25 protein-coding genes are annotated in these 25,114 nt (G+C 45.4%); all 25 read right to left on the reverse strand.

What is annotated here, in order from left to right; genetic code table 11:
- Positions 1-44 precede the first annotated feature (44 nt).
- Positions 45-1,367 carry a tRNA (N6-isopentenyl adenosine(37)-C2)-methylthiotransferase MiaB gene (gene miaB, locus BN2373_RS06850; protein WP_053943346.1) on the reverse strand — a complete coding sequence of 441 codons (1,323 nt, stop codon included), beginning with the start codon at positions 1,365-1,367 and terminating at the stop codon, positions 45-47.
- 79 nt (positions 1,368-1,446) lie between these two features.
- On the reverse strand, positions 1,447-3,627 hold the full coding sequence (locus tag BN2373_RS06855; RefSeq protein ID WP_053943347.1) for a bifunctional 4-hydroxy-3-methylbut-2-enyl diphosphate reductase/30S ribosomal protein S1: 2,181 nt from the start codon (positions 3,625-3,627) through the stop codon (positions 1,447-1,449).
- A gap of 21 nt (positions 3,628-3,648) precedes the next feature.
- The gene (locus BN2373_RS06860; RefSeq protein ID WP_053943348.1) at positions 3,649-4,245 is read right to left on the reverse strand and encodes a lysophospholipid acyltransferase family protein; all 597 of its coding nucleotides are present in this window, start codon (positions 4,243-4,245) and stop codon (positions 3,649-3,651) included.
- Positions 4,233-4,895: a (d)CMP kinase gene (cmk, locus tag BN2373_RS06865; RefSeq protein ID WP_053943349.1), complete on the reverse strand. Its 663-nt coding sequence runs from the start codon at positions 4,893-4,895 to the stop codon at positions 4,233-4,235. The genes BN2373_RS06860 and cmk overlap by 13 nt, the downstream gene beginning before the upstream one ends.
- Entirely contained in the window at positions 4,892-6,196 is a 1,305-nt protein-coding gene (locus tag BN2373_RS06870; RefSeq protein ID WP_053943350.1) for a BaiN/RdsA family NAD(P)/FAD-dependent oxidoreductase, read from the reverse strand. The genes cmk and BN2373_RS06870 overlap by 4 nt, the downstream gene beginning before the upstream one ends.
- 2 nt (positions 6,197-6,198) lie before the next feature.
- The gene (locus BN2373_RS06875) at positions 6,199-6,975 is read right to left on the reverse strand and encodes a pseudouridine synthase (RefSeq protein ID WP_053943351.1); all 777 of its coding nucleotides are present in this window, start codon (positions 6,973-6,975) and stop codon (positions 6,199-6,201) included.
- Complete coding sequence (gene scpB / locus BN2373_RS06880; protein ID WP_053943537.1) at positions 6,965-7,522, reverse strand: SMC-Scp complex subunit ScpB; 558 nt, start codon at positions 7,520-7,522, stop codon at positions 6,965-6,967. Before scpB ends, BN2373_RS06875 begins: the two co-directional genes overlap by 11 nt.
- Positions 7,491-8,285: a segregation and condensation protein A gene (locus BN2373_RS06885; RefSeq protein WP_053943352.1), complete on the reverse strand. Its 795-nt coding sequence runs from the start codon at positions 8,283-8,285 to the stop codon at positions 7,491-7,493. Before BN2373_RS06885 ends, scpB begins: the two co-directional genes overlap by 32 nt.
- The gene (locus BN2373_RS06890; protein WP_074017981.1) at positions 8,286-8,909 is read right to left on the reverse strand and encodes a site-2 protease family protein; all 624 of its coding nucleotides are present in this window, start codon (positions 8,907-8,909) and stop codon (positions 8,286-8,288) included. It abuts the gene before it with no gap.
- 12 nt (positions 8,910-8,921) lie between these two features.
- Complete coding sequence (locus BN2373_RS06895; protein WP_238379636.1) at positions 8,922-9,548, reverse strand: NUDIX hydrolase; 627 nt, start codon at positions 9,546-9,548, stop codon at positions 8,922-8,924.
- Positions 9,549-9,568: 20 nt separating this feature from the next.
- Positions 9,569-11,254, reverse strand: a complete 1,686-nt coding sequence (recN, locus tag BN2373_RS06900; RefSeq protein WP_053943353.1) for a DNA repair protein RecN — start codon at positions 11,252-11,254, stop codon at positions 9,569-9,571.
- Positions 11,254-11,706 (reverse strand): arginine repressor, encoded by a 453-nt coding sequence (locus BN2373_RS06905; protein ID WP_053943354.1) that lies wholly within the window; start codon positions 11,704-11,706, stop codon positions 11,254-11,256. The genes recN and BN2373_RS06905 overlap by 1 nt, the downstream gene beginning before the upstream one ends.
- Positions 11,707-11,722: 16 nt before the next feature.
- The gene (locus BN2373_RS06910; protein WP_053943355.1) at positions 11,723-12,664 is read right to left on the reverse strand and encodes a polyprenyl synthetase family protein; all 942 of its coding nucleotides are present in this window, start codon (positions 12,662-12,664) and stop codon (positions 11,723-11,725) included.
- Complete coding sequence (gene xseB / locus BN2373_RS06915; protein ID WP_053943356.1) at positions 12,648-12,905, reverse strand: exodeoxyribonuclease VII small subunit; 258 nt, start codon at positions 12,903-12,905, stop codon at positions 12,648-12,650. Before xseB ends, BN2373_RS06910 begins: the two co-directional genes overlap by 17 nt.
- Positions 12,889-14,121 carry an exodeoxyribonuclease VII large subunit gene (gene xseA, locus BN2373_RS06920; RefSeq protein ID WP_053943357.1) on the reverse strand — a complete coding sequence of 411 codons (1,233 nt, stop codon included), beginning with the start codon at positions 14,119-14,121 and terminating at the stop codon, positions 12,889-12,891. The genes xseB and xseA overlap by 17 nt, the downstream gene beginning before the upstream one ends.
- Positions 14,118-14,510, reverse strand: a complete 393-nt coding sequence (gene nusB / locus BN2373_RS06925) for a transcription antitermination factor NusB (RefSeq protein ID WP_053943358.1) — start codon at positions 14,508-14,510, stop codon at positions 14,118-14,120. Before nusB ends, xseA begins: the two co-directional genes overlap by 4 nt.
- Positions 14,511-14,540: 30 nt before the next feature.
- Positions 14,541-15,098 carry an elongation factor P gene (efp, locus tag BN2373_RS06930; RefSeq protein ID WP_053943359.1) on the reverse strand — a complete coding sequence of 186 codons (558 nt, stop codon included), beginning with the start codon at positions 15,096-15,098 and terminating at the stop codon, positions 14,541-14,543.
- Between the two features lie 270 nt (positions 15,099-15,368).
- Entirely contained in the window at positions 15,369-18,758 is a 3,390-nt protein-coding gene (locus BN2373_RS06935; protein WP_053943360.1) for an adhesin domain containing protein, read from the reverse strand.
- A gap of 161 nt (positions 18,759-18,919) precedes the next feature.
- A complete protein-coding gene (locus BN2373_RS06940; RefSeq protein ID WP_053943361.1) occupies positions 18,920-20,410 on the reverse strand; it encodes a YifB family Mg chelatase-like AAA ATPase in 1,491 nt (496 codons plus the stop codon).
- A 25-nt stretch (positions 20,411-20,435) separates the two neighbouring features.
- Positions 20,436-21,395: an RluA family pseudouridine synthase gene (locus tag BN2373_RS06945; protein WP_053943362.1), complete on the reverse strand. Its 960-nt coding sequence runs from the start codon at positions 21,393-21,395 to the stop codon at positions 20,436-20,438.
- Positions 21,385-22,065: a uracil-DNA glycosylase gene (locus tag BN2373_RS06950; RefSeq protein WP_053943363.1), complete on the reverse strand. Its 681-nt coding sequence runs from the start codon at positions 22,063-22,065 to the stop codon at positions 21,385-21,387. Before BN2373_RS06950 ends, BN2373_RS06945 begins: the two co-directional genes overlap by 11 nt.
- Complete coding sequence (gene lspA / locus BN2373_RS06955; protein ID WP_053943364.1) at positions 22,043-22,540, reverse strand: signal peptidase II; 498 nt, start codon at positions 22,538-22,540, stop codon at positions 22,043-22,045. Before lspA ends, BN2373_RS06950 begins: the two co-directional genes overlap by 23 nt.
- 139 nt (positions 22,541-22,679) lie before the next feature.
- On the reverse strand, positions 22,680-23,192 hold the full coding sequence (locus BN2373_RS06960; RefSeq protein ID WP_053943365.1) for a cell division protein SepF: 513 nt from the start codon (positions 23,190-23,192) through the stop codon (positions 22,680-22,682).
- A gap of 9 nt (positions 23,193-23,201) precedes the next feature.
- On the reverse strand, positions 23,202-23,894 hold the full coding sequence (locus tag BN2373_RS06965; RefSeq protein ID WP_053943366.1) for a YggS family pyridoxal phosphate-dependent enzyme: 693 nt from the start codon (positions 23,892-23,894) through the stop codon (positions 23,202-23,204).
- 21 nt (positions 23,895-23,915) lie between these two features.
- Positions 23,916-25,109, reverse strand: a complete 1,194-nt coding sequence (locus BN2373_RS06970) for a biotin/lipoyl attachment domain-containing protein (RefSeq protein WP_053943367.1) — start codon at positions 25,107-25,109, stop codon at positions 23,916-23,918.
- Positions 25,110-25,114: the final 5 nt, after the last annotated feature.

Raw genomic sequence — 25,114 nt, forward strand, 5'->3', positions numbered from 1 at the left:
TCCGTCATTCATAGTATTGTTCTGACAGAAGATATTCTTCTCTTCTATTTTTTGACGTCCAGGACCTTCCCCATCAACGCAAAGGAATTTGCTTCAATAATCTCTGCTTCACAAATCTGTCCGACAAGAGACTCATCTCCGGGGACATGGATGAGGTGGTAGCCGGAATCTCTTCCGGAAATTTTTTCCGGATCATTTTTTGATTGTCCGTCAAAAAGAACATATACTTTCTTTCCGACCATAGCCCGATTTTTTCGATTAAAAATGGGATAGAGGACATCACAAAGTTCCTGGTAGCGACGAGATTTTATTGCGTCAGGAACCTGGTCTTCCCTCTTCCCTGCTCGGGTTCCGGGACGGATGGAATAAATGAAGGTAAAGGCATTGTCAAATTCCACCTGGCGACAGAGGTCCAAGGTTTCTTGGTGATCTTCTTCACTCTCACCGGGAAAGCCAACAATAATATCGGTCGTAATGGTGATGTCCGGCATGGCTCTTCTAAGTTTATTAACCAGATGTAGATAATCATCCCTCGTATAGTGGCGGTTCATTTCTTGAAGGACCTTATTTGACCCGGATTGGAGAGGAAGGTGGAAGTGTCGTTCAATGTTGGGAAATTCAGTCATGACCCGGATAAGATCATCAGATAAATCCTTAGGATGGGAGGACATGAAGCGAACCCTATCAATTCCGGATGTCTCTGCCACCTTGCGGAGAAGGGAAGGAAAGTCCACCTGAAAGTCTTTTCCATAAGAATTGACATTCTGTCCTAATAGGGTAATTTCCTTATAACCCGATTTAACTAAAGATTCCACCTCGTCAAGAACTTCACGTGGTGGACGGGAAGACTCCCGACCTCTCGCATACGGAACGATACAATAGGAACAGAAGTTATCACAGCCGGTCATGATGTTGACATAGGCGGAAAACGAGCTCTTTCGGTCGAAGAGTAGTTCCTGGTCCGTCCCGTCAACAGAATAGGCGGAAGTATCAAATACTCTTCCTTCCTCTTTCAGTTGATGGAGAAGAAGGGGAAGCTTTTCAATATTTTTTGTTCCAAAGACCAGATCAACCTGGGGATATTTTTCACGGATAATTTCCACGGCTGGCCCCGTCTGCATCATGCAACCGGAAATCGCTAATATCCGGTCCGGATCCTTCTCTCTCCATCCTTTTAATGCACCTACTTGACCGAAAACTTTGAGTTCGGCGTTTTCACGAACCAGGCAGGTATTAAATAAAATAAAATCTGCAAGATCAGGATTTTCTGTTTTTTCATAGCCCATGCACTCCAGGATAGCCGCTATCCGTTCGCTGTCATGATCATTCATTTGGCAACCATGGGTGATGATATGGTATTTCCTCATTTACACATCCTCGTCTCGAATAAAAAGAGGAAGCAGAAGCCTGCTTCCTCTTAAAGATTTATTACTTAAAGGTATTTGTTTACTCTTCAGAGGAAGAATCCTCAGCACTCTCCACTTCTTCCGAAACTTCTGCACCTTTATCTTCGCTTTCCTGAGCAGGAATAGTCTCTTCGGTCTGTCCCAGTTTGGCGGCAATCAGGTCACCGAGGTTGGTTCCAATATCAGAAGTAGACTCGAAGTCAATTGTTGATTCCTGCTTCTTCGGAGTATGTTCCTTCTTCGGTGCTCTCTTGGGCTTGAAATCCTCAGAATCGCGTGAGGGTCTTTCATAGCGAGAGGGATCCTGTGCAGCGGTTCTTCCGGCTTCTTCCTTCTCCTCAGGCTCCTGAAGGGCACGAGCGGAAAGGGCAATTCTCTGACGTTCGGTATCAATGTCGAGAATTTTTACTTCAATGGTATCACCGATATTCAACTCATCTGAGGGCTTTTCAACATGGTGGTTGGCAATCTGAGAAACATGAATAAGACCTTCGACACCTTCTTTCAGACGAACGAAAGCACCAAATTCAAGCATGTTAACCACTTTTCCGGTCACCACATCCCCGGCCTTGTTGTTTTCGGCAAAGACATCAAACGGTTTGGGTTGAAGTTGTTTGAGACCTAAAGAAATCCGATTGCGTTCACGATTAGCCTTAAGTACGACAGGCTCTAATTCCTGTCCCACAGTAAGAACATCGGAAGGTTTCTCAATCCTCTGCCATGCAATATCGGAAACATGGATAAGTCCATCAACGCCGCCAAGATCAACAAATGCACCAAAGTCGGTCATACGAACGACTTTGCCCTTAATTTGCTCACCAACCACGATGTTTTCCCAAACATCATCCAGTTGCTCTTCGCGAACCGCACGGCTGGATAGGACAACACGGCGTTTTCTCTCGTCAATCGAAAGGACTTTACAATCCAATGTCTGACCAACAAATTGCTTGAAGTTTTTCACAAAATAAGTGGTAATTTGTGAGGCAGGAATAAAGCCGTTGATACCCATAACTTTCACAACGAGACCGCCACGGTTCTCACCACTGACGTAGGCTTCGACTGTCTCGCCTGCTTCAAACTTATCCACTAATTGTTGCCAATGTTTCAGCCCTTCAACACGACGTGTCGACAATGCCACATTGCCGTCACCATCATCCAATTTGATGACATAGACGTCGATCTCGTCCCCTTCATGGAAGGCCTCTTTAGGATTTGCTTGTTCTTCATCCGTCATTTCATCTGACTTGATGATGCCATCCGCACGAAAGTGGATGTCAACGAACACTTCATCCTCTTTTACGGTAATGACCTCGCCCTTAACAATATCTCTCGGCGAAACTCTTACCATACTGTCTTCGATTTGTTCCATGAAATCTTCACTTGTAAAATTGTCCATTCCTTTGACGACCTCCTCAATAATCCAATCTGGTGTCGAAGCACCAGCTGTAATCCCTATTCTATTAAAAAATGCCCATTTTTGCAAAGATAAATCATCAAATTTTTCGATTTTTACCACATTGGGACAGTATTTTCGGCAAACCTGGTAAAGTTTCTCGGTATTTGAAGAATTTCTGCCTCCAATGACGATCATGGCATCGGATTCTTCAGCCAATTTTTTAGCGGCAATTTGGCGGTCTCTGCTGGCGTTGCATATGGTATTTTCCAAAACGCCGGTATTATGACATAAAATTTTTTCTCCGACGGCTTCAAAATAATCCCTTCGATTTGTCGTTTGGGAAATGATGTACAGTGGACGATCAGCTCGGAAAGCTTCCCCGTCTTCTTCTGTCTGAATGACCCGAGTGTCCGAATCCAGGTAGGACTTCATGGCCTCTACCTCAGGGTGGTCAGGATCTCCAATGATAACGACCTGCCTGCCCTCAAAATTGGCCTTCTTTGCCCGTTTATAGATCGATAAGAGGATAGGGCAGGTGCCATCCACCAGGTGGAATCCTTTGGATTCCAAAAGCTCTTTTTCCTCTTTTTTTATACCATGAGCCCGAAGGATTAATGTGGAATTCGGTGGAATCCGGTCAATATGGTTAAGATTTTCAATAGGAGTAATTCCCAAATCCCTCATTTTTTTTACGTATTGGGGATTGTGAACCAAGGGCCCGTAAGAATATAGCCTCCCGTCTTTTTTTATGGCCTCTAAAGCTTTTCGGTCGATCTGGTTTACACCGAAGCAAAAACCGGCGGAATCCGCTATCCTTATCTTCATCCTCTCCTCCTCATCTCCGGTTTAGTCCTTCTGCGAAAAATCACTAATAGGATAATCCGTCCCATAGATGGCATTGAATATTTTTTGCGAAAGATAGGGACGCTGGTCCTTACGGGGTAAAGCTTTCACATCGTGAGCATCCAAAAAATCCCGGTATTCTACGGTAATTCTCCCCCGAAATCGATAGTCTGCTTGTATATGGACCGGTAAAACTTGACATTGGGTCCGCTGTACGAACAGGCCCACCCCCTCTTTCATGTTGCGGGGGTTCACTTCCTTAACCCGGGTTCCTTCAGGAAATATACAGAGGGTCTCTCCTTTTCCCAATCGGTGGATGATGGTCCGAATGGTTTCCATTTCGACCTTGTCGCGGTTAATAAATATGGTACCCATGGACCGGTAAAAAAAGGCCAGGGGACTTTTCTCCAACTCTTTTTTTCCAACGAAGGTTATCCTGCCGGGATAGGTTACAGCCATAACCACAATATCCATGATGGATTGGTGGTTGGGGCAGATGATCAGTCCCTCATCGGGATCGGAATGGGGTCGGTTGACCACCTTAATTTGAAAGGCAAAAAAACACAGAAAGCGAAGGATTGCCCGGATCACATGGTACATTGTCTTTCCTCCCAGAGTTCCTGGATTTTTTCGAGAACCTGGTCGATGGTCATCTCTGAAGAATCAATGTATACGGCATCTTCTGCCGGGCGTAAGGGGGAAATTGCCCGATGACTGTCAAAATGATCTCTTCTTTTAATCGCCTGAAGAATGGCTTCATAATCCATAGTAGAAGATGACCGCTCATCATTGACCCTCCTTTGGGCCCGAACTTCAGGTGAAGCCGTCAAGAAAATCTTCAACAGAGCATCAGGGAGAACAACCGTTCCAATATCCCGTCCATCCAAAATCGCAGGTTGATCGCCGGCGATCTTTCTCTGTTGGTCCACCATTTTTTCTCGAACCTTTTGATAGGAGGAAACAGCGGAAACGGCCCCTGTTACCGCATCCGTCCGGATTTCTCGGCTGGAGTTTTTGCCATTCACGAAAATGTCACCCTTTTGAAAAGTGATGTCCACCCGGTCAAGCAGGGCATTAACCTCCTTCTCATTGTTCGGATCTGCACCGGATTCCAGAACAAAAAGGGTGATAGCTCGGTACATGGCTCCCGTATCCAGATAATCCATATTCAGACGGTCAGCCAATAATCGGGCGATCGTTGACTTGCCTGAAGCGGAAGGTCCATCAATGGCGATAGCTTGTCGTTTCATAATTCCTCCTGGTTATTCTCCGCTAAAACCTGACTGGCGGAAAGGCCGGCCAGGTAGCCCGTTGAAAAAGCTATTTGAAGGTTATAACCTCCGGTCATGGCATCGACATCCAAAATTTCACCGGCAAAGTAGAGGCCGGGACAGATTCTTGATTCCATGGTGGAGGGATTGATTTCTTTTACACAAACCCCACCCCTGGTGACGACCGCCTGGTTAAATCCTTCCAGGCCGGCAAAAGTCAGGGGAAAACTCTTAAGAAGCCGGATAAAGTGATTTTCTTCCTCCAAAGTCATTTGGTGGAAGGGTTTATCCCCATCCATCTCTCCAAGGTCAAGAAAAACCGGGACGATGGACTTAGGAAGGAAAGAAGCAAAAAGGTTTTTCAACGAACGATTGGGGCTGTTTTTTCTTTCCCTTTTTAACCGCTGAGATAAGCTTGCAGTATCCAAAGCCGGCTTGAAATCCAGGGTCAGTTCCAGTTTATCCAAATTCCTACCCGAAAGTAGCGAAGAAAGAGTTAGAACGATGGGGCCGGAAATCCCTTGTTTTGTAAATAGGGCTTCGCCGAACTCTTTCCAACTTTTTTTCCCCAACCTGGCTTCTAAAGAAACATTGCGAAGACTAAGGCCTTGGAGGGAAGGGATCCAGGGATCCCAAAGACGGATTCCCACAAGAGAAGGAGTGAGAGAAGTGACTTCGTGTCCCAGTTTACGGGCAAAATCATATCCCTCCCCTCTTGACCCGGTGGAAGGATAGGAAAGGCCGCCCGTAGCAAGGATCACCTTTCGGGCACAGACTCTCCTCCTCTGCCCACAAACATCAAAGAGGAGTGAATAGAGGGTTGAAGCTTGGTCAGTATCGCTATGGCTTACCGGCTCCAAGGATATTAGCCGCCAATTCTTCTGAAGGATTACTCCTTCTTGTTTTAGGCGAGATTCCAAAGCTCGATTGATATCTGAAGCATGGTCGGAAGAGGGAAAAACCCTCCCTCCCCTCTCCTCTTTTAAGGGAACCCCTTGATCCTCAAAAAAAGTCATGAGGTCAAGATTGGTGAAGTGGTGGAAGGCGGAAAAGAGAAACTTGGGGTTCCGGGTGACGTTTTTGAGAAAGAGATCCATGGATGCTGTGTTGGTTAAATTACACCGGCCTTTTCCGGTGATATAAATCTTCTTACCCAGCTTTTCATTGCCATCATAAAGAACCGTCTTCACCATTTTACCGGCAGTTATTCCTGCCATGGATCCGGCAGCTCCCATGCCGATGATCGCCAGGGGCAGGATATTATTCTTGTCTTGAACCATGCTTAACCTTTCTGATTCCGGATCATTTGTAGTTGATTCTCCAGAGCCTGAATTTCTTCCGGCTTGGCGGGCCGGTAGTCTCCCGGCCCGAGTTCGCCTAAATCAAGAGGACCAATGCGAACTCGTATCAAGCGAATGACTTCATAGCCCAAGGCCTTGAAAAAGCGACGAACTTCTCTCTTTTTTCCTTCATGGAGTTGGAGGCGTATAAATTGTCTTTGATGAGGCCCCCGGGGTGGCCAATTCGGCAAATGATAGGAGGAAGAAAGGATGTCTTCCTCACTTAACCATTCAACCCGGTCAGGTTTATATTGGATTCCCTGGTAGATCAGGCCTTCTTCTGTCCAGGCATCATCAATCGCCGGCAGGGGGCGATCTAAAAGAGCCCAATATTCCTTGTCCATTTGGTAAGAAGGATGAGCAATAGTCTGGGCTAAATCCCCCTGGTTGGTTACAAAGAGAAGCCCCTCGCTATCGAAGTCCAAACGTCCTACAGCAAACAGGGAATCTATTTTAGGCAAATCTTCATAGATCACTCGGCTATGGAAGGGGTCGTGGTGGGAAACCAGGACCTTCCGTGGCTTATGATAGAGGAAGAAGGCCTCCTCTTCAAATCGGACTTCCTTCCCATCAACAAAAACCTTGTCACCGGGTTGAACCTGGTAGGAGAGGTCGCGGATCACCTTCCCGGCCACCATCACCCTTCCCTCCCGGATAAAGTCTTCAGACTTTCGGCGGGAAGCCAGACCACACTTTGCCAAATAGCGGTTAATCCGCATCGGATAGCCCTTCCTCCATATCCAAAATCGCCTCCTTAACCGCATTAAAATTGGGGAGTTCACTTAAGGACAGGAGGTTGAATTTTTCCATAAACCGAAGGGTTGTCTGGTATAGGATGGGCCGTCCGGGTTGGTCTAAACGACCCGCCTCCTCCACTAAACCCTTTTTCATAAGGGTGTCAATTGTGGAGGAAGAGGTCACCCCCCGAAGGTTATCAATTTCAATCCTTGTCACGGGTTGTTCATAGGCAATAATGGCTAAAGTTTCCAAAGAAGAGTTCGTCAATTGGTCCATTCGGGTTTGGGTGTAAAGTTGAGAAATGTATTCGAAATCGTCCTCTCTGGTGGTCAATTGAGCGTACTGCTCATAGAAACGAATAACCAAACCCCTACCCTCTTCATCGAATTCCTGGGCCATTTCATCCAGTATTTCCTTGACCTGTCGCTGGTTCATGCCCACGATTCTTCCAATTTCAGAAAAAGCCAGGGGGTCACCCCAGGCAAAGAGAAGAGCTTCAATAATCCCCTTCGTTTCTTTTTTCTTCATTTCCCCCTCCATCGTCCTCCTCCTTTTCCTCTAATCTATCCTTGTCAATCACTTCCACATGAAAGGCTGGCTCCCCCTCTTCCTGTCTGAGCCTGATCGTTCGTGACCGTGTCATCTCTAATAAAGACAGAAATGTGGCGATCGCTCTGGGGCGATTATACTGGGCAAGGGGAAGAAGGTCAAAAAAGCTAAAATGTTGTCCAGTTCGAAGTTTTTCTCGTATCTCAGCAGCCACTTTTTCTACCGGATACTTTTCCAGAGAAAGGATACGGTAGGCTTGAAAGTCCTCCTTTTCTCCTTCTTCTTTTCGATGAAGAATAGCCTGAAAAGCAAAATACAGGGCTCCGGGATCCTCCGGGATCACTTCCTCATCCTTTCGGTACTTAGCCCAATCCTCGGGCAACTTTCTCATAATAAGCGAGGCCCGGTCAAAAGCTTTACCCAACCGTCCGGCAACTTCCTTATAAACCTGGTAACGAATCAATCGCTCAATCATTTCCTCTCGGCTGGGAAGGTCGTCATCCGTCTCCTCCTGATCCTTAACCAGGCTCCGAGCTTTCATGAGGACCAGGAGAGCTGCCATGCGGATGAAGTCGCTGACCTCCTCCGGTGGAATCGACAATCTCTGCATAGCTTCCAGGTATTCTTCTGTAATAGATGATATTTCTATATCATAAATGTTAATTTTTGATTCTTTGATAAGGTCAAGAAGAAGGTCCATTGGGCCCGAGTAATGAGGGCCATTGACTTGAATAACAGCCATTTATACACCCATAAATAAAGAAATCATAAAGGAAAAAATTCGGTCAATAATAGGGATCATGAACTTGGAGAGGACTCCTGTAAAAACTAAGGCAAGGAGAAGGTAGTTAAAGTACCTTTCTCGTTGAGAAATCCAATTTGTCCAATCATCCGGCAGAAAAGACATGACTACCTTGGATCCATCTAAAGGCGGTATGGGGATAAGATTAAAAACAGCAAAAGAAACCCCATAGATTGCAATATAGGTAAACAGGCGATCAATGAGTAAGTAGTGTCCATAGAAGTGTGAAAGCAAAAAGAGGGCAATAAAAGCTGAAATCAAATTCGTCATCACCCCGGCAAGGGAAGTTGTCAAGAGACCCACGCGGCGTTTTCGAAACCGGTAGGGATTGATCGGAACAGGCTTGGCCCAACCGAAACGAAAAATCAACAAGGATACCAGTCCCGTCCAGGAAATATGGGGAATGGGATTCAGCGTCAATCGACCGGCTTCCTTGGCAGTAGGATCGCCATTGGCATAAGCCACCGCCCCGTGAGCCAACTCATGGGAAACGATGGTGTAAAGCAAGGCAACCATCATCGCCACCGTATCTATGATATCCAGATTTTCCAGATTCCTTACCATTAAGGCCTCTTTCTACAAATTATCGTCATCCCTTTGTGCTGACATTCCTTCCCGATGTTTCAGGAATTCTTCTCTATTGGGCAAGTAGCATTCATAGTAGGCGTATTGGATGGCGATAATGGACTTCGCATCAACAATGTCAAAATTCTTCACCATCTCAAAAAGATCCTCTACTGGGTATTCTTCCACTTCTAAAAATTCTGTAGAATCCAGGTCCTTAGGACTGTAATTCAAACCGCGGGCGAGAAAAAGTGAAAGCTTTTCGTTGGTAAATCCCGGAGAAGAATAGGCATCCAGAAGGTAAACCAGACTTTCCGGCTGCCGTTTAATTTCTTCCTGAAGTTCACGGACAGCAGCTTCCTGGGGGCTTTCTCCCGGATCCACAAGACCTGCGGGAATTTCCAAAAGGACTTCCCCTACACCGGCCCGATATTGACGAACCATATACATCGTTCCACGGTTCGTCAGGGCAATGATGCCCACCCCCCGGGCATGAAGAGCAATTTCTCTTTTTGCATATTTCATATTTGGAAGTTCGACTGTATTTACCTTGAGCGTAAGGATTTTTCCATCATAGATGGTATCGGATTTTACCGTTGTTTCCATCATACTTTCCAAATGATCGTCTTTATCCGCCATTATTCTCTCCTCTCGCCCTTCTAGTTTTGCTTGAGCTCCTGGGCTTGATTCAACATTTCTTCCGCTGATTTTCTAGTGGTTTTCGTCACATGGGCTCCGCCTATCAAGCGAGCCTGTTCCTCAACTCTTTCCATGAAATTCAGGTTCTGAATACAGGAATAGGTAAAGGAATTCTCCACCTTTTTATCAATCTTCAGGTGATGGTCGGCCAGAGCAGCGATTTGGGGAAGATGGGTAATGACCAAAACTTGCCGGTCTTCACCCAGTCGGCCAATCTTTTCTGCGACGACCTGGGCTGTCCGTCCGGAGATGCCCGTATCAATTTCATCGAAGATCAAAGTGGGTGTATTTTGAATTTGAGCCACCACAATCTTGAACGCCAACATAAACCGGGACATTTCCCCCCCTGAGGCCACCCTTGAAAGAGATTCGGGAGCTTGACCGGGATTCGTGGAAATCATGAAATCCACCTCATCCTGACCATCCGGTCCAATCGGCTTTTGTTGAAAATCAATCAAAAACTCCACCTTTTTGATGGCCATCTCCTGAAGTTCATTCCGGATCCGATCTTCCAGCCGGTTAGCAGACTCCCTTCGGAGTTGAGAAAGTTTTAACGCCTGATTTCGGATCTCCTCATCCAAATCCTTCATTTTCTTGAAAATGGAGGCACGGTAACTTTCTATGGAGTCCAACTCTTTCTTTTTCCGCTCCGCCTGATTCAAATAGGCAAGAATGTCTTCAAAACTTTGCCCGTATTTCTTCCGCAGAGATTGAAGGGTCTGAAAAATTTCATCAATTTCAGCCATCCTCCGTCCATCAAGGAGAATATTATCTCGGTAGGTCTCTATCTGATCTTCCAGGCTTTCTGCTTCAGCCTCCATCTGCCAGGCTAAATCCTTCAAGGATTGGCAGTCCGGATCCTTTCGGTAGAGGTCCTCTAAAATCTGAGCCAGAGACTGCAGTCCCCAGCGTAAGGACTGACCATCAGACCGAAGGCCGGAAAGGGCCTGACCGGACAGTTTTGCCCTCTCTTCAGCTGACGCCAGGGTGCGATATTCCCGGTTTAAGGCATCCTCATTGATGTCTTCCAACTTCGCTTGGCGAATTTCGTTAATCTGATAGGCTAAAAGGTCCTTCTCTCTGGCCAGTTCATCCGGAGCTAAATTCAGATCCTCCAGCTTGGAGAGGTAAACTTTACGCTTTTTTAAGAGAAGTGATAGTTGAGATTTAATCTCTTCAGCCTGATCCCCTAAATAGCTATCCAAAAGAGGAAGATAGCGGTCCTTGGATTTCAAAAGACTTTGAGCATTTTGAGCATGAATATCAAGAAGAAAACTACTAAAAGATCGAAGGAGATTTCGAGTGATCCCCCGGTCATTGATCTGCTGGCGATTTCCCCTCTTATCCATCGTCCGGCGAACAAGGAAAGTCCTTTCTTCATCCAAAGGAATATCGTTAGATTGTAAAAAATCACGAAAATCCTCAGTGATGTGGTCCATCCGAAAAAGACCTTCGACAACCAGGTCCTGGTCAGGAGTCCGGCGGGTCTCCCTGTCAATTGTTCCCCCTAATAAATATTGGATGGCGGAAACGAAAAGGCTCTTTCCGGACCCGGTTTCCCCGGTGACTACGGTCTCTCCATCTTCAATATCAAGGATCCAGTTTTGAATGAGAGCAAAGTTCTTTATCCGGAGTTGATCTAGCATTATTTTAAGAGCTCCTGAATATCCTTAACGGTCAAATCGATCTTCGACTTATCATCAACAGCAACGAAAATGGTATCCATGCCGGTAACCATGCCTTCAATATTTTCAATCTTGGCGTTGGTGATGGCCATGCCACAAACCGCTGCACAGTAGAGAACGGTCTGAATGATGATCAAATTTTCATTATGATGAACGGAAAGAACCGCTGAGCGAAGAATATTGGTTAGCCGTTCATTCAGGGAATCCTGGATGGGGTCCAAAACAGTATATTTATAGAGACCATTGGACAGTTGAATTTTTGTGATCCGGAGTTCCTTGATATCCCTGGAGATGGTAGCCTGGGTGGCTTCTACCCCTTCTTTTTTCAAGAGTTCTGATAGTTCTTCCTGTGTTTGCACATTGTTATTCTCAATCAGGTCCAGGATCAACCGTTGTCGGTTATATTTTTTCATGGCTTCTTCCTCACTTCTATTTATTGCGTTCAACCAGAGCTCGAGCAAATTCAATCATTAATTCAGGGTGATCATAGCCCTCTAATAGAGCTAAGGCGGTTTGTGTTTCCTTTTTCAAAGCCAATTGCAAACCGTCTACCCCAAGGTCGTCAACAAGAGTTTTCTTCTTTCGTTCCTTATCCTCAGCCCGGTCAAAAATATCATCCTTCATCTGGAAAGCCATACCCAAATGGTAGCCAAATTCTCCGGCTCGATCTTCTTCCTCAGGGCTTCCTCCTCCTAAAATGACCCCCATACGACAAGCTGCGATGAAGAGGGCACATGTTTTTTTCTCCACCATAACTTTGACCCAAGACGGGGATTGGATGAGGTCGGGACGGAGGTCCAAAGCCTGTCCCCCCACCATTCCATGAAGTCCGGACAAGCGGTAAAGAACCCCCATAGCCCGGATAAGTCTCTCCTTTTCTTTATGGGGAGCCGCTAATAAAGCTTTCAGACCAACTTCCATCGATAGGTTGAGGAGGCCGTCACCTACTAAAATTGCCTTATCCTCTCCGTACCGGATATAACAGGTGTCTTGTCCTCGCCTAAGGCTATCATTGTCCATAGCAGGAAGGTCATCGTGGACAAGGGAATAGGAATGAATGAGTTCCAGACTGGCCGCAAGATTAAGCAAAATTGAATTATTTATAGGATTTGAACCCTTAAGTCCATAAGCCAGAGCCATTAAAAAGGGTCTAACCCTCTTTCCTCCGAAGGAAGCATAGGTGTAGGCCTCTCCCATTTTCAAACTCCGACTCATATTTATCGTTTCTTCATCGGAAATCATCCTTTCCTCAGCCTCCCTGAGAGGATTAATCCAGTCAGGGTCGAGTTCGGAAAAGATCATCTTTAAGTGTTGGTCGAAAACAGAAGTAAAATCTCGGTATGCCTTACTCCAATCAGTCCATCCGTCCATGGTCAAGTCCCCCTACTATTGAAGAATCCAGGGTGACATCAACTTGATCCCCTTCCAGCCGACGAACGGAAAGCTCAGCCTCCTCCAACCGGTCCTCCAAGTGGCCGGCCAGAGCTTTAGCTTCTTTATAGATAGCCAGACTTTCTTCCAGGGAATGATTGTCTTGAAGGGACTCCACCAGTTTTTTTAACCGGACCATCCCTTCTTCAAAAGTTAGCTTGTTATCAGTCATCTGGGTCATTTTTTTCCTTCTTTTCTACGGCCACCCGGTAGGTATAGGCCATGGACTTCAAGAGATAGGTCTTGTCGACATTTACTTCCTCATCTCCCTTTACCAAGTCTCCCCCCATGTGAAATAAAGACCAGGTCGTCCGGTCGCACAAATCCTGGTTTTTATTTTCCAGAACTTTTTCATAGCGATCATAGGCCAAGGTCTTTAGCTGGTTAAGTGATCCTCGCTTTTGGTCAAGCTGGTCTTGCATTAACCGATTAAGTCGGGTTTGTAGACGATTTAAGGTCAGAAGAGAATGGTGAATCTGTACCCGGGGATGAAGGTTTTCACTCCTTTGTTGGAGGTGGAAAAGATTCCTTCTTCTTTGATGGATCATCTCCAGAGTTTGAGACTGAGCCCGGGTCAACCATCCATCGACTTCCTGAAGAATCTGTAGGCGGTCCGGGGTGACTAGAGAGGCGGCTTCCGTGGGTGTGGATGCCCTCCGATCGGCAACCAGATCCGATAAACTTGTATCCACCTGGTGACCGATAGCGGTGACAACGGGGATGGGCGAACGAGCGATGGCTCGGACTAGAGCTTCCTCATTAAAACAGGAAAGATCCTGGCCGGATCCTCCGCCCCGAGCAATAACAACGACATCAATAGGCTTTTGGGCGGAGAAGGTGACTAAATCTCTCAAGGCATGAATAATTTCTTTGCTGGCCGCCTGACCCTGGACAGAAGCCGGGGCAAAATAAACAGGGACCAGGGGGTAGCGGAGATTGACCTCGTTGCAAAAATCATGGAGGACCGCCCCACTGGCAGAGCTGATCAGGCCGATCCCTCGAGGGTAAACCTTCAGGGGTCGCTTTCGGTCCGGATTGAACAGACCTTCTTCCGCCAGTTTCTTTTTTAGTGCCATAAGCTCCAGGAAGTCAGCTGCCTGGCCGATGGGATGGATACCGGTCACACGGATTTGATAAATCCCACCCGCCTTATAAAGGGCTAGAGAGCCTGTGACCAGAAATTCCATGCCTTCCTGAATGATAGACCAATCTAAGGATCGATCAAAGGAAACACAATGAATTAAAGAGGTCTCATCCCGGAGATCAAAATAGAGAAAACGGGCTTTTTTAAGATTGACTACCTGACCTTTGACCAGTAGTCCCTGTAGGTGAACATCTCGCTTGAAGAGACTTTCCAGGTAAAGGGTGAGTTGGGATACGGTAATGGCCTTCCTCATTGTTGGCTCACAATCCCTGATAAGACTCCATTGATAAAGCGGTAAGCTTGATCGTCTGAAAATCGCTTAGCAATGTCCACGCATTCATTGATCGTAACTGCATAGGGAATATCCTTCATAAAGAGGATTTCATTGGTTGCTACCTGGAGGATCGCCCTATCAACCAAACTGAGGCGGTCAAGGGTCCAGCCAACCAGGCGATCTTCAATTCGCTGGTTAATCTCTCCCCTATGTTCTTGAAGAGAGAGGAGAGATTGATTCAAATAGGTATTATCCCTGGGCAAACCGTAATTTTCCAGTCGTTGAGGAATATCTTCAATCTCGCACTGGTTGGACAGGACCTCATAAGTGATTTTCACCAACCACTCTCGTTGTTCCGCACGTTTCATGTCGGACCTCCCCGGTGGTATTCTGAGAAATTATACACGAGACAGGTATTCACCCGACCGGGTATCAATTTTAATGACATCGCCAATGTTAACAAAGAGAGGAACATCAAAGGTGGCACCGGTTTCAACGGTGGCAGGCTTGTTGGCATTGGTCGCCGTATTTCCCGCTACGCCGGGTTCCGTTTGGGTTACTTCAAGCTCAACAAAGTTTGGTGGAGCAACATCGAAGGGCTGGTTCTGGTAAAAACGCATAGTCACCGAATCAGACTCTCTCACGTACTTCATCGCCTCCTCCACCATTTTTTCTTCCAGGGGAATCTGCTCATAGGATTCAGGATCCATAAAATAATAGAGGTTACCATCTTTGTAGAGATATTGCATCTCACGGGTTTCAATCCGTGCTTCTTCAAACTTGTCATTGGGGTTGAAGGTGACTTCTTTGGATCCTCCACTCATGACCGAACGAATTTTAGACCGAACGAAGGCAGCCCCCTTCCCGGGCTTGACATGTTGAAAATCGATGATTTCATAAACATCACCTTCATAAACAAAAGTTGTTCCTTTTCTCAAATCATTGGCTGAAATCATAATTACCTCCTCATAGAAATAAACAGTCAAGGCTATTATAACAATTGTTTCATTATTATACAATCTTTCCGGAAATTTCTGTATAAAAAAGCCTCTGCTATTCTTTACTTTTCCAAAAGAAAATCGTCCGAAAATGTCCTTTTTCTCTCTTCTTATTCTAAAAAGTTATAAGTAAAAAACCGCTATAACAACGATAGCTCATCGTTATAGCGGTTTTTATTAAGTCATTTTATAGAATCCCATTTAACAAAACAATCATCAATTCCTCAATTATTGCTTTCTCTTCTTACGAACACCCAGAGCGAGAAGAGCAGACCCTACCAGTCCAGCAGCGTATGCATACAATGACCTATTCATTTCATCCCCGGTCTTTGGTGAAGTGCTTGTTTTTGAATTTGCCTTCTGTTTTCCTGTAGTCGGCTTCTCACCACCTGGTTTTTTTGTCCCTGGACCACCCGGGTTATCCTGACCGGTCGGGTTCTTTGGATCCGTCGGCTTCGTTGGATCCTTTGGATAGGTTGGGTCCGTGGGATCTTTCGGATCATCCGGGATTGGACAGACTTTCTTCGTTCCTACCTTGATGATCTTATCTTTCTTTTCTTGGATGGTATCCGTATCCCTGGAAACTTCCTTACTGTTTTCAATCTTCACCGTAGTCTTCGTTTTCCCAACGACGCCTTCTTGGATGACTTCCGTCTTACCGGCTTCCATGTTAGGATCTTCAATTACCTGGATATCAAAAGCTTGTTCACTGTCGAAGGTGATTTCGCCTTCAGTTGGCTTCGCACCAACCCGAACAATTCTGTCGACAGGTTCCTTCGTTTGTACTGGCTGGCCTTTTTCTGATTTGATAAGCTTACCATTTTCAATGGTATGGGTAATTGTCACCTCTTCTTCACCCAGTGAGCCTTCCTGATCAACGACCACTTCGCCTGGCTCTAATGTTTTGTCGACAATATATTGGGTCTTGAATTGAATCGTACTGGTTTCCTTACTGGTAAAGGTTCCATTAAAGTCTTTTTGACCGACCTTAATTACGGCATCTACTGGTTCCTTCGTTACAACTTCTTTTGGTTCTCCTACAATTTGAGAGTCCTTGATCGTCCAAGTCGTTTTCTTTTCACCAGCTTCTCCTTTAGTTACGATCTTGAAGTTGTCTGTTGCTTCAGGATAATTTGTATAGAAGTCCGGATCATATTGGACATCATAATGAAAAGGAATCTTTTCCGTCTTTTCAACAGTTCCATCCGAGCCGGAAGCGATAAATTGAACTTCCACTTTTTTAGCAGCGATTTCGTTATCACTTCCGGTTTCATAATAATGAGCAGTTACCGGAACATTCAACAAAGCACCGTCAATTGTCTTACCCTCTTCAGCATTCGGCACTGTTGCTGTCACCTTACCTGTGTCTTCATCAATGGTGACAGTCCAAGTGTTGCCTTTATCGTCTGTAAAGGTATTAGAGTCTAAGGTGAATTTCGTTGGTTTTCTGTTGAACTTGTCATTTTGATCTACGATCAGATCCGATGAAAGTTCATCACCTGCTTTACCGACTTTGGCGTTGTATCGGACATCAAGGTTATATTTTTCTTTAATGACAAATTCAGCGGTGGTTTCTTCCGTAATATCCTTGTCCGGATCATTTGGATCCTTATAATGAGCGACTACCGGAACTTGAAGTTTTTCGCCACCGTCAAATTGAGATGGATCATCCGGTTTCGCTGTAACTTCACCGGTTTTCTCGTTGATAGAAACTGTCCATACATTGCCCTTATCATCCTTAAACTCTGTTCCTTCCGGTATAGAGTAGCTAACGGGATTGAGTTTCTTGTCGTCTTCCGGGACTTTTGGGTTTGATTTTTGTTCTTCTGATGGATATTCAACTTGGACATAGTATTCCGGCCTATTGTTGGTTGACTCTTGAACAACAAAGTGGAACCAATGAACATCAGTAGATCCATTGGTATAAGTATAGGTCAGAGGTATGGCAACAAATTCTCCAGCCTTAGCAGATGCCGGCGGAGTAATTTTAAAGGTTGTTGGAAGAGTGCTTTCATCATAGACCAGCTTCCACTGGTCTTTCTCTTCCTTTCCTTTGTTGATTTTATTAATAAATTGCCAATCAATCGAGCCTACTGCCTGATTTTCATCCTTAGCCGCTTCCATTTCTTCAGGGGTCTTTTGGTTGGGAAATGCATCTTTATCTTTTTTATCTTCCGGAACATAAAGCTTTACTTCAAACTCTTCTCCCGGTCTAACTTTGGAAGATGTGTGCTTTGATGTATCATCACTATTCCCATCAATAAATCCTTGATCGTAATATCTGGTATCGTCAAGATTAAGCTTGAAACTACCGATAAGATTATAGTGATCATAACGGTCAATGCCCTGCTTATCTATCACTATATCTTGACCCTTATGATTTATTGTTGCTTCTCCGGCACCTGTTGATGTGTAGTTGTCTACATCGTAGTTTGCCTCTTTCGCAATGGCTCTGAACTCTTCTGCGGTTCTAGGGCGGGCAAAGAATTTCACTTCCAGGTTTTGAAGAGCTTTGTATTTAGGGTCACTATAGAAAATGGAATCTTCGTTAATCTTTCCATTCTCATCGACCGCACCCTCAGGCATTTCAATAACGACTTTATCCTGGTCATTGATATAGGCTTTGGCACCGGGTACAATCTCGCCAGTAAGTGGGTGGTAGACTTGGCCAACCAGTCTTTCTCTAGCATTATTATCAAGGTTTTCTACTGATATGCTGGTAGTTATCGTTTGACCTTGAACAAAGATTTTATCATTATAACTTCCATTCAGCTTAATGACTGAAAGCTGGTCGTTCTCATTCGGCCATGGATTGACGGTGAATCCGAACGCAGAACTGGACCCTTGGGTCGCTTTTGGACCGTTTGGATTATCTTTGGTATAGTTTCCCTTCCATGCCATTATGGTATTGTTATTATCAATATTATTGATATGTTCAAGGTCATCTTTCGTCGAATAAAGATTTAAGTTCCTGTTAACATTACTGGCGAATATGTCTATCTCCGCTTTTGCTTTATAGGTGGGATCGTGAAAACCGCCTTTATCCGAAAGCTTATTGCCTACATCATTGGCTGGGATTTTTCCGGCTTCAAGCAACGTAGGTCGACCAAACCCACCAGTGTTCGTAAAGTAAAAATCAGTAAAAGTTCTTTGACCCTTTTCCTTATTGAATTCAATCTCAACCCCCCATAGAGTCTTGTCATCACTGGTTGCAGATGGCTCTAATGTCTGGTAGCGGAATCCATCGATATAATCCATCTCAGGTGCGCTTATAGTAAAAGCCGGGCCGTTACCTTGCTCCATTTGAGTAGAGCGATAGCGTTCTTTTCCGCTAAAGTTTTTGATCTTAGCTTCATCTTCCGCATAGTTTGGCCAAGTAATTTCATTAGGAGCCCTAAGTCTTCCGGGAACAGTTACCTCGCTGATATCAAGGCCTAATAATCTCTCCGCAAGTACATTGCGTGAATCTGCATGGCCATAAGTAGCTTTTCCTTCCAAATTTTGTGGCAAGTCTATGGGGTTTGCTTGGACAACTGGTCCACTGGAAACTACCAAGCCGGCCAAAGATACGCCCAATATTGTCCGAGTTGCTTGACGCTTGATTTTTTGATTCTTCACAATTCCACCTCCATGGTTCTCTAAAACTTAACTAAAATTAAAAGATCTGGATTTATATTCAATGACATCTTGACAAAACACTAGATATATGCATTTAATCTTCACTATGGAATCCTATTATACCCTTAATGAAGTCATAAATCTACAGAATAGCCTATTTGTTATTTTTCCCAATACTTATAGCGGGCCCTTCGATACTGAAAGGCTTGAGCAAGATCTTCATCCAAGACTTTGTCACCTCCCCGGTGGATTGCGATAGTCCTTGCCAGGGAAATCAGCTTCCTCTTACTCCGGCTTGACAGATGAAAGTAGCTGGAAATATCATCCAAAAAACTGTGTCCTTCCCGGCTCACCTCCAAGGGCCAAAGTCCTCTCTCCTTCATCGATTGGATCCGGTCGATCCCCTCCTCCACTTCCTCTCTCATCGTTTTTGAATCCTTCTCCTTAGACGAATTCTCCCTCGATTTCTCTGCCGGTCCCACTTCAACCACCATATCAAAGCGGTCCAAAAGCGGTTGAGAGATTTTTCCCCGATAGGTCCTGACCCTGTGGGGAGAGCAGGCACAGTCATGGTCAGGTGAACCATAATAGCCGCAAGGGCAGGGATTCATGGCGGAAAGAAGAAGAAAATCTGAAGGGTAGGTCCTTGTTCTATGGTTTCGGGTTAATGCAATCTCTTTTCGGTCCAAAGGTAAACGGAGGGCATCGAGACACTCTGATGAAAAATGAGGAAGTTCATCTAAGACTAAAACGCCTCCATGGGCACGGGTGATTATCCCCGGTTGGATAGGGCTACCTCCTCCGACCAGGCCTGCCGGAGTGATGGAATAATGGGGCATAAGTAGCGGAGGACGGGTAGAAAGAATGGTCTTCTCTGTCCCGGTAAAGATGGACCGGATACCCATAACATCGCGAAGTACTTTGCCCTTTAGATCAGGTTGAATGGTTCCTGCCCTTTCTAAGGCCATGGATTTCCCATTACCGGGTGGACCGATCAAAAGAAGATGATGCCGTCCGATAGCGGAAAGAACCATGATTTTTTTTAGGACGCCCTGTCCTTTTATTTCCTTAAAATTCACAGGCACGCTTTCATCCGAGTCTTTACTCTGTGGAAGAGGCCGGCGAGGACAGGGGCTGATTCCTTCCTGACCTCTGAAGTGATGGAGAAGTCCGTCCAGTTTTCTTACCGGGTACACGGTGATTCCCTCGATAAAGGAACACAGTTTTGCCTGACTTTCCTCCAAATAGATCTCTTTTACTTTACCGACTAAACCTAAAACCATCTGCAAGGCTCCGGGGATGGGACGTAGACTGCCGTCCAGACCAAGCCCCCCGATAAAAGCCGATCCCTCCATCTTTTTGGGGTCAACCATGCCCATGGACGAAGCCAAGGCCATGGCAATGGGGAGATCCCATTGCGTTCCGGTTTTTCGTTCATCCGCCGGGAAAAGATTGACCAAAATCTTTCCCGGAGGTAGTGAAATATTGGAGGCCCGCATGGCAGAGCGAATCCTTTCCTTTGATTCCTGAATGGAGGGACCGGCCAGACCGACAATAGAAAAAGCGGAGAACCCGCCAAGGGTCTCCGCTTCTACCTGAACAATCCCCACCGATAGACCGTCAAGCTGACAGGTCATGGTGCGTCCTAACATATCATTTCCTTTCCTTCCTCATCAATTAACATATACCGGCCTTCAATAATCCCAGCCGGTCCGCAACTTGATAAAATTCCGGGTCGAGGTCGGATTCAAATTGAATCCACTCTCCTGTACCGGGATGGTGAAAAGCCACTTTCCATGCATGCAGCATCTGATGGTCAGTTTTTATCTTCTGCTTTCGAAAACCATAAACTCCATCTCCAATGATAGGATGATGATAGTGAGCAAGGTGGACACGAATTTGATGAGTACGTCCCGTTTCAATATTTACCTGAAGTAAGCTGGCTTTAGGCTGGTGAGCCAGACAGGTAAAGCTGCTTTTCGCCTCTTTTCCACCTTGAATGACTGCCATTTGTTTTGGATGAGATGGACTACGCCCTATAGGCAAGTCAACCTGAAAATCCCTGACCGGCCATTCCCCCTCTGCCAGGGCAAGATATGTCTTCTTTACCTTTCGGTCCTGGAAGGCTTGTGCAAGAACCCGGTGAGACCGGTTGTTCTTTGCTACGATCAGGAGACCTGAAGTTTGCGCATCCAGACGATGAACAATACCCGGCCTCTCTTCCCCATTCAGATCAGATAGGGTTAAGCCTTCTTTATCTCTAAGATAAAGTAAGCCATTAACCAAAGTCCCTGACCGAATATGATCGCTGGGATGAACAATAAGGCCGGCCTTTTTATTAATGACAAGAATATCCTTATCCTCATAGATGCGTTCAATATCCATGACCTCGGGACCAATTTCTGCCCGAATAAAAAAAGAGCGATCCAGATCGACCTCTTCCCCGTAGTTGACAGAATAAGAGGGTTTAACTAATCTTCCATTGAGTTGAACGGCACCGGTTTTTATAGCACGAGCAATCTGGGACCGGGAGAGGTCCTCAAAGCGATTGGAAAGTACCCGGTCCAGCCTCTCCCCCAGCTCATCCTCATCCAGGAGATGGAAGGAAATCCAATCCCTTTTTTCCTCAATAGGCATCGGGAATGCTCCAGTCAATAGGTTCTTGACCTGATTCTTCCAGGAATCGGTTAATTTTAGAAAAAGGATGTGAACCGAAAAATCCACGATAGGCGGAAAGAGGAGAAGGATGTGCAGATTCAAGAACAAGGGATCGGGGATTGGTTACATATTTTGCCTTCGATTGAGCAAATCGCCCCCAGAGTAGAAAAGCCAAGGGTTTTTCCCGTTCTCCCAAGGCTCGGATAATTCGGTCGGTCAGGACCCGCCAACCAATATTGGCATGGGAATTAGCAGCGTGTGCTCGGACGGTAAGAGAGGCATTTAAGAGGAGAACACCCTGTCTTGCCCAGGAAGTCAGGTCACCGTGGTTTGGAGGAGCAATGCCCAAATCCGCTTCCAACTCCTTGTAAATGTTCTGAAGAGAGGGGGGAATAGGGACACCCTTTTGAACAGAAAAAGACAGGCCGTTTGCCTGGTTAGGGCCATGATAAGGGTCCTGGCCCAAAATCACCAATTTACAATCGCTAAAAGGAACGTATTTTAAGGCATCGAAAATTTGGTCAGCGGGAGGATATACAGTGTAATGTCGATATTCTTCAATAAGCAGAGTCCGTAATTCCCGATAATATGGCTTTTCCCATTCTCCGGCCAAAATTTCATCCCAGTCATTTCCAATTTGTACGCTCATGGCTCTCTCCTCCTTTCCTTTTATCTTCTTGATCATCCAGGAAAAAATATAGAAGAAGAAGGATAACGCCAACCGTGACGAAAGAGTCAGCAACATTGAAAACAGGGAAAGAATAGGTCCCAAAGTGGAGACTGATAAAATCCACCACAAAAGAATGGACAAGGCGGTCAATGACGTTCCCGAGAGCCCCTCCTACGATAAAACCAATTGCCATGTCGATAACCCTTGATTTTCCTTTGAGCTCTTTTTTATAAAAGTAAAGAAGCCCGATGATAATCGCCAGAGCCAGGAGGGGATAAAATGGAGCAAGGCTTTGTCCCATCCCAAAAGCCACACCACGATTTTCCAGGTAAGAAAGCTCGAGAAATGAGCCCAAAACCGGCGCTGTTTTTCCTGAGCTAAGGTTTTCGACTACCCACCATTTGCTGGCCTGGTCTAAAACGATAGCGACCAGGCTGATCACCACAATGAACATACGTAACCATCCTTATCTTAAACGAAATGAGCGGCAAAATAGGCCCAAAATTCCTTTTCAGAGACCCAAAATATCCCATTTTATAAGAAAAAAAGGCATTCCGACCGGTAGGGCACGGAATGCCAAAGTGGAATGAATACTAAAGCTGGTAGGGAGAATCCTTCTCGACCGTTTCCTTGGTCTTTTTGTCTACCTGAACACCTTTGGGTGTAAGAATGTAAATATCCTTGGTGACTTTTTCAATTTTTCCGTCCAGGGCGAAAAGACCACCATTGACAAAGTCAAAAATTCTTTGCTTTTTATCAGGTTCAACCAGCTCCAGGTTAAGAACCACAGTTTTATCCTGGGCAATGGACTGGATGACCTTAGCACCATCATCGTATTCAATGGCTTCGTGAATATTGATCCGGTTTTTGGCATTTGCACCGGCCATGGATACGACATTAGGGGTCCGCCGGCTGGTGGATGTTCCGGAAGTATAAGATGATGCGGAATAAGTCGAAGAATAGCTGGGGGCAGAAGCGGGCTCCTGAGTCTCTAAATCATCTTTCTCTTCACGTCCATAGTCGTGGTCAAAATCATCTGTGTAATCATCATCATAGTAGTCATCCTCAACACCGATGACGTTTTTCATTTTGTCAAAAAATCCCATGCTTCCTCCTTATTTGCTGTAATCTCTCTCACCGAAAATTGCTCGTCCGATACGAACCATGTTCGCTCCTTCTTCCAGAGCTACTTCATAATCGTGAGTCATTCCCATCGATAAAATATTCATTTTGATTTGATTATAGCTTATCTTCTGAATTTTTTCGAATAAATTTCGCATATCTCGAAAGTAGGGACGGACTTCTTCCACATCATCCAAAAAAGGAGCGATGTTCATCAGACCCTCAATCTGAATATGGTCAAGACCCTCAATATAGTCCAGTAAAGCAGGTAGGTCTTCTTTGTATATTCCCCCTTTGCCTTCTTCCCGGGCATTATTCACCTGGATCAGACCCTTAAAAATAATATTTTCTCTTTTGCCGATCCGATCCATTTCCTTGAGGAGAGATTTCCGATCAATGGATTGAATCAATGTCACTCCCCGGGTCAGTTTTCGAACTTTATTGGATTGGAGTTGACCGATCATGTGAATCCTGGCACCCTGAAAAAAATCCATCTTGCGTTCAATTTCCTGAACCTGATTTTCTCCGACCTCCCGTATTCCCCAGTCGATAGCTTCTTGGATCTTATCCCGGTCCACAAACTTCGTTACTGCCACCAGGTGAATATCTTCCCATCGGTGGCCAAATTTTTCAGCCGATCGGCTGACTCGTTCCTGAATCTCATTTAAGTTCTCTCCCACTGACATGGTCTTTCCCCTTTCCTATTATCAATAGTTTTTTCCCTCTTGAATTTTGGTCGGATGATAAAGAATTTGATCGTAGGCGGAAAGCCGAGGAAGCTTAGGGTCCTCGGGAGCCTTAGCCGAAACATAAAGGTGGTTATCCTTTTTTTCCAAGATGGTGACCGGAACCTTTTCTGCCGAATGGGTTCGGTCCAGGCGGTAACAATAGCTTTGTCCCCTTTCGTCACTTGCCACAGTATCTATGGGAAGAAGAAAAGCATCTTCCTGTCCCTTCAGAAGGCTGACCGAGCAGTATCTTTTTGAGGAAATTCGTGAAAATCCATCCCGGATTGAAAAAATATAGAGAGACTCTCCTTCTTTGGATTCAACCTTTCGGTCCAAACGTCCTTCCAATTCAATGGATCCATCAATGGTAATGGCAATTCCTTGACCAATTTCAAAATCTCTTTGCCCCACACTTTGCCCCAGATCAACAGCGAGGTAAAAAACTCGGTCTTCAACAAAGCTTAGTCCATTCTGTCGTTGAGGAAGGCCCAATTTTTTTCCTCTCACATCTCCGGGCCCCAAGGCGGAGAGGATAGAAGGAGTAATGAACTCCTCTAATCCATCGGTTGAAAGGACAACCCGTCCATAGGGACTGGTAAGGATATTTCCTGAAGAAAGGCATTTGATAATATAATCCTCTTCCCATTCCCTTCCTTTCTCGTTAAGGTCAGCTACCGGTCGATCATCACCTAAAAGAGGATATTGATGATTTCCCTCTCGCTCTGCCGTTGAAAATGATGTGGTGTATTTTTTTCGGTCACCTTCTTCGCCAATGGCTGAAGGAAGTAGAAGAATTCTTTCCTCTTCATGATGAAATTGATCAGAGACAAGCTGATCACCCTTACTTCTCAACATCTCTCTATGAGCTAGAATTTCTTTTCCTTTTTTCCGAAGAGCATCCGGTAACTTGCCAAGGGGGGTTAAGTCAGGGTAACGCCGGTTTAGATCTACATCAAGTCCACTCATGTCTTCTCCCGAATAAAGAAGAGGTGCATATTGATAGAAGACAAAGAGACCCTCCCCTTCCTCCACACTCCGGAGGTTTTCCTGGGGCATGACCGTGTAGACCTTGGTATGGCCAAAGAGGCTAAAAAGTACAAAAACCAGAATCAGTAAAACAAGGAGACCGGCCAGAAAGAATTTACTTTTCTCGGAAAACTTGATGTGGGTCATAAAAA

Source organism: Kallipyga gabonensis, assembly GCF_001286805.1.
GTDB classification, from domain to species: Bacteria; Bacillota; Clostridia; order Tissierellales; family Peptoniphilaceae; genus Kallipyga; species Kallipyga gabonensis.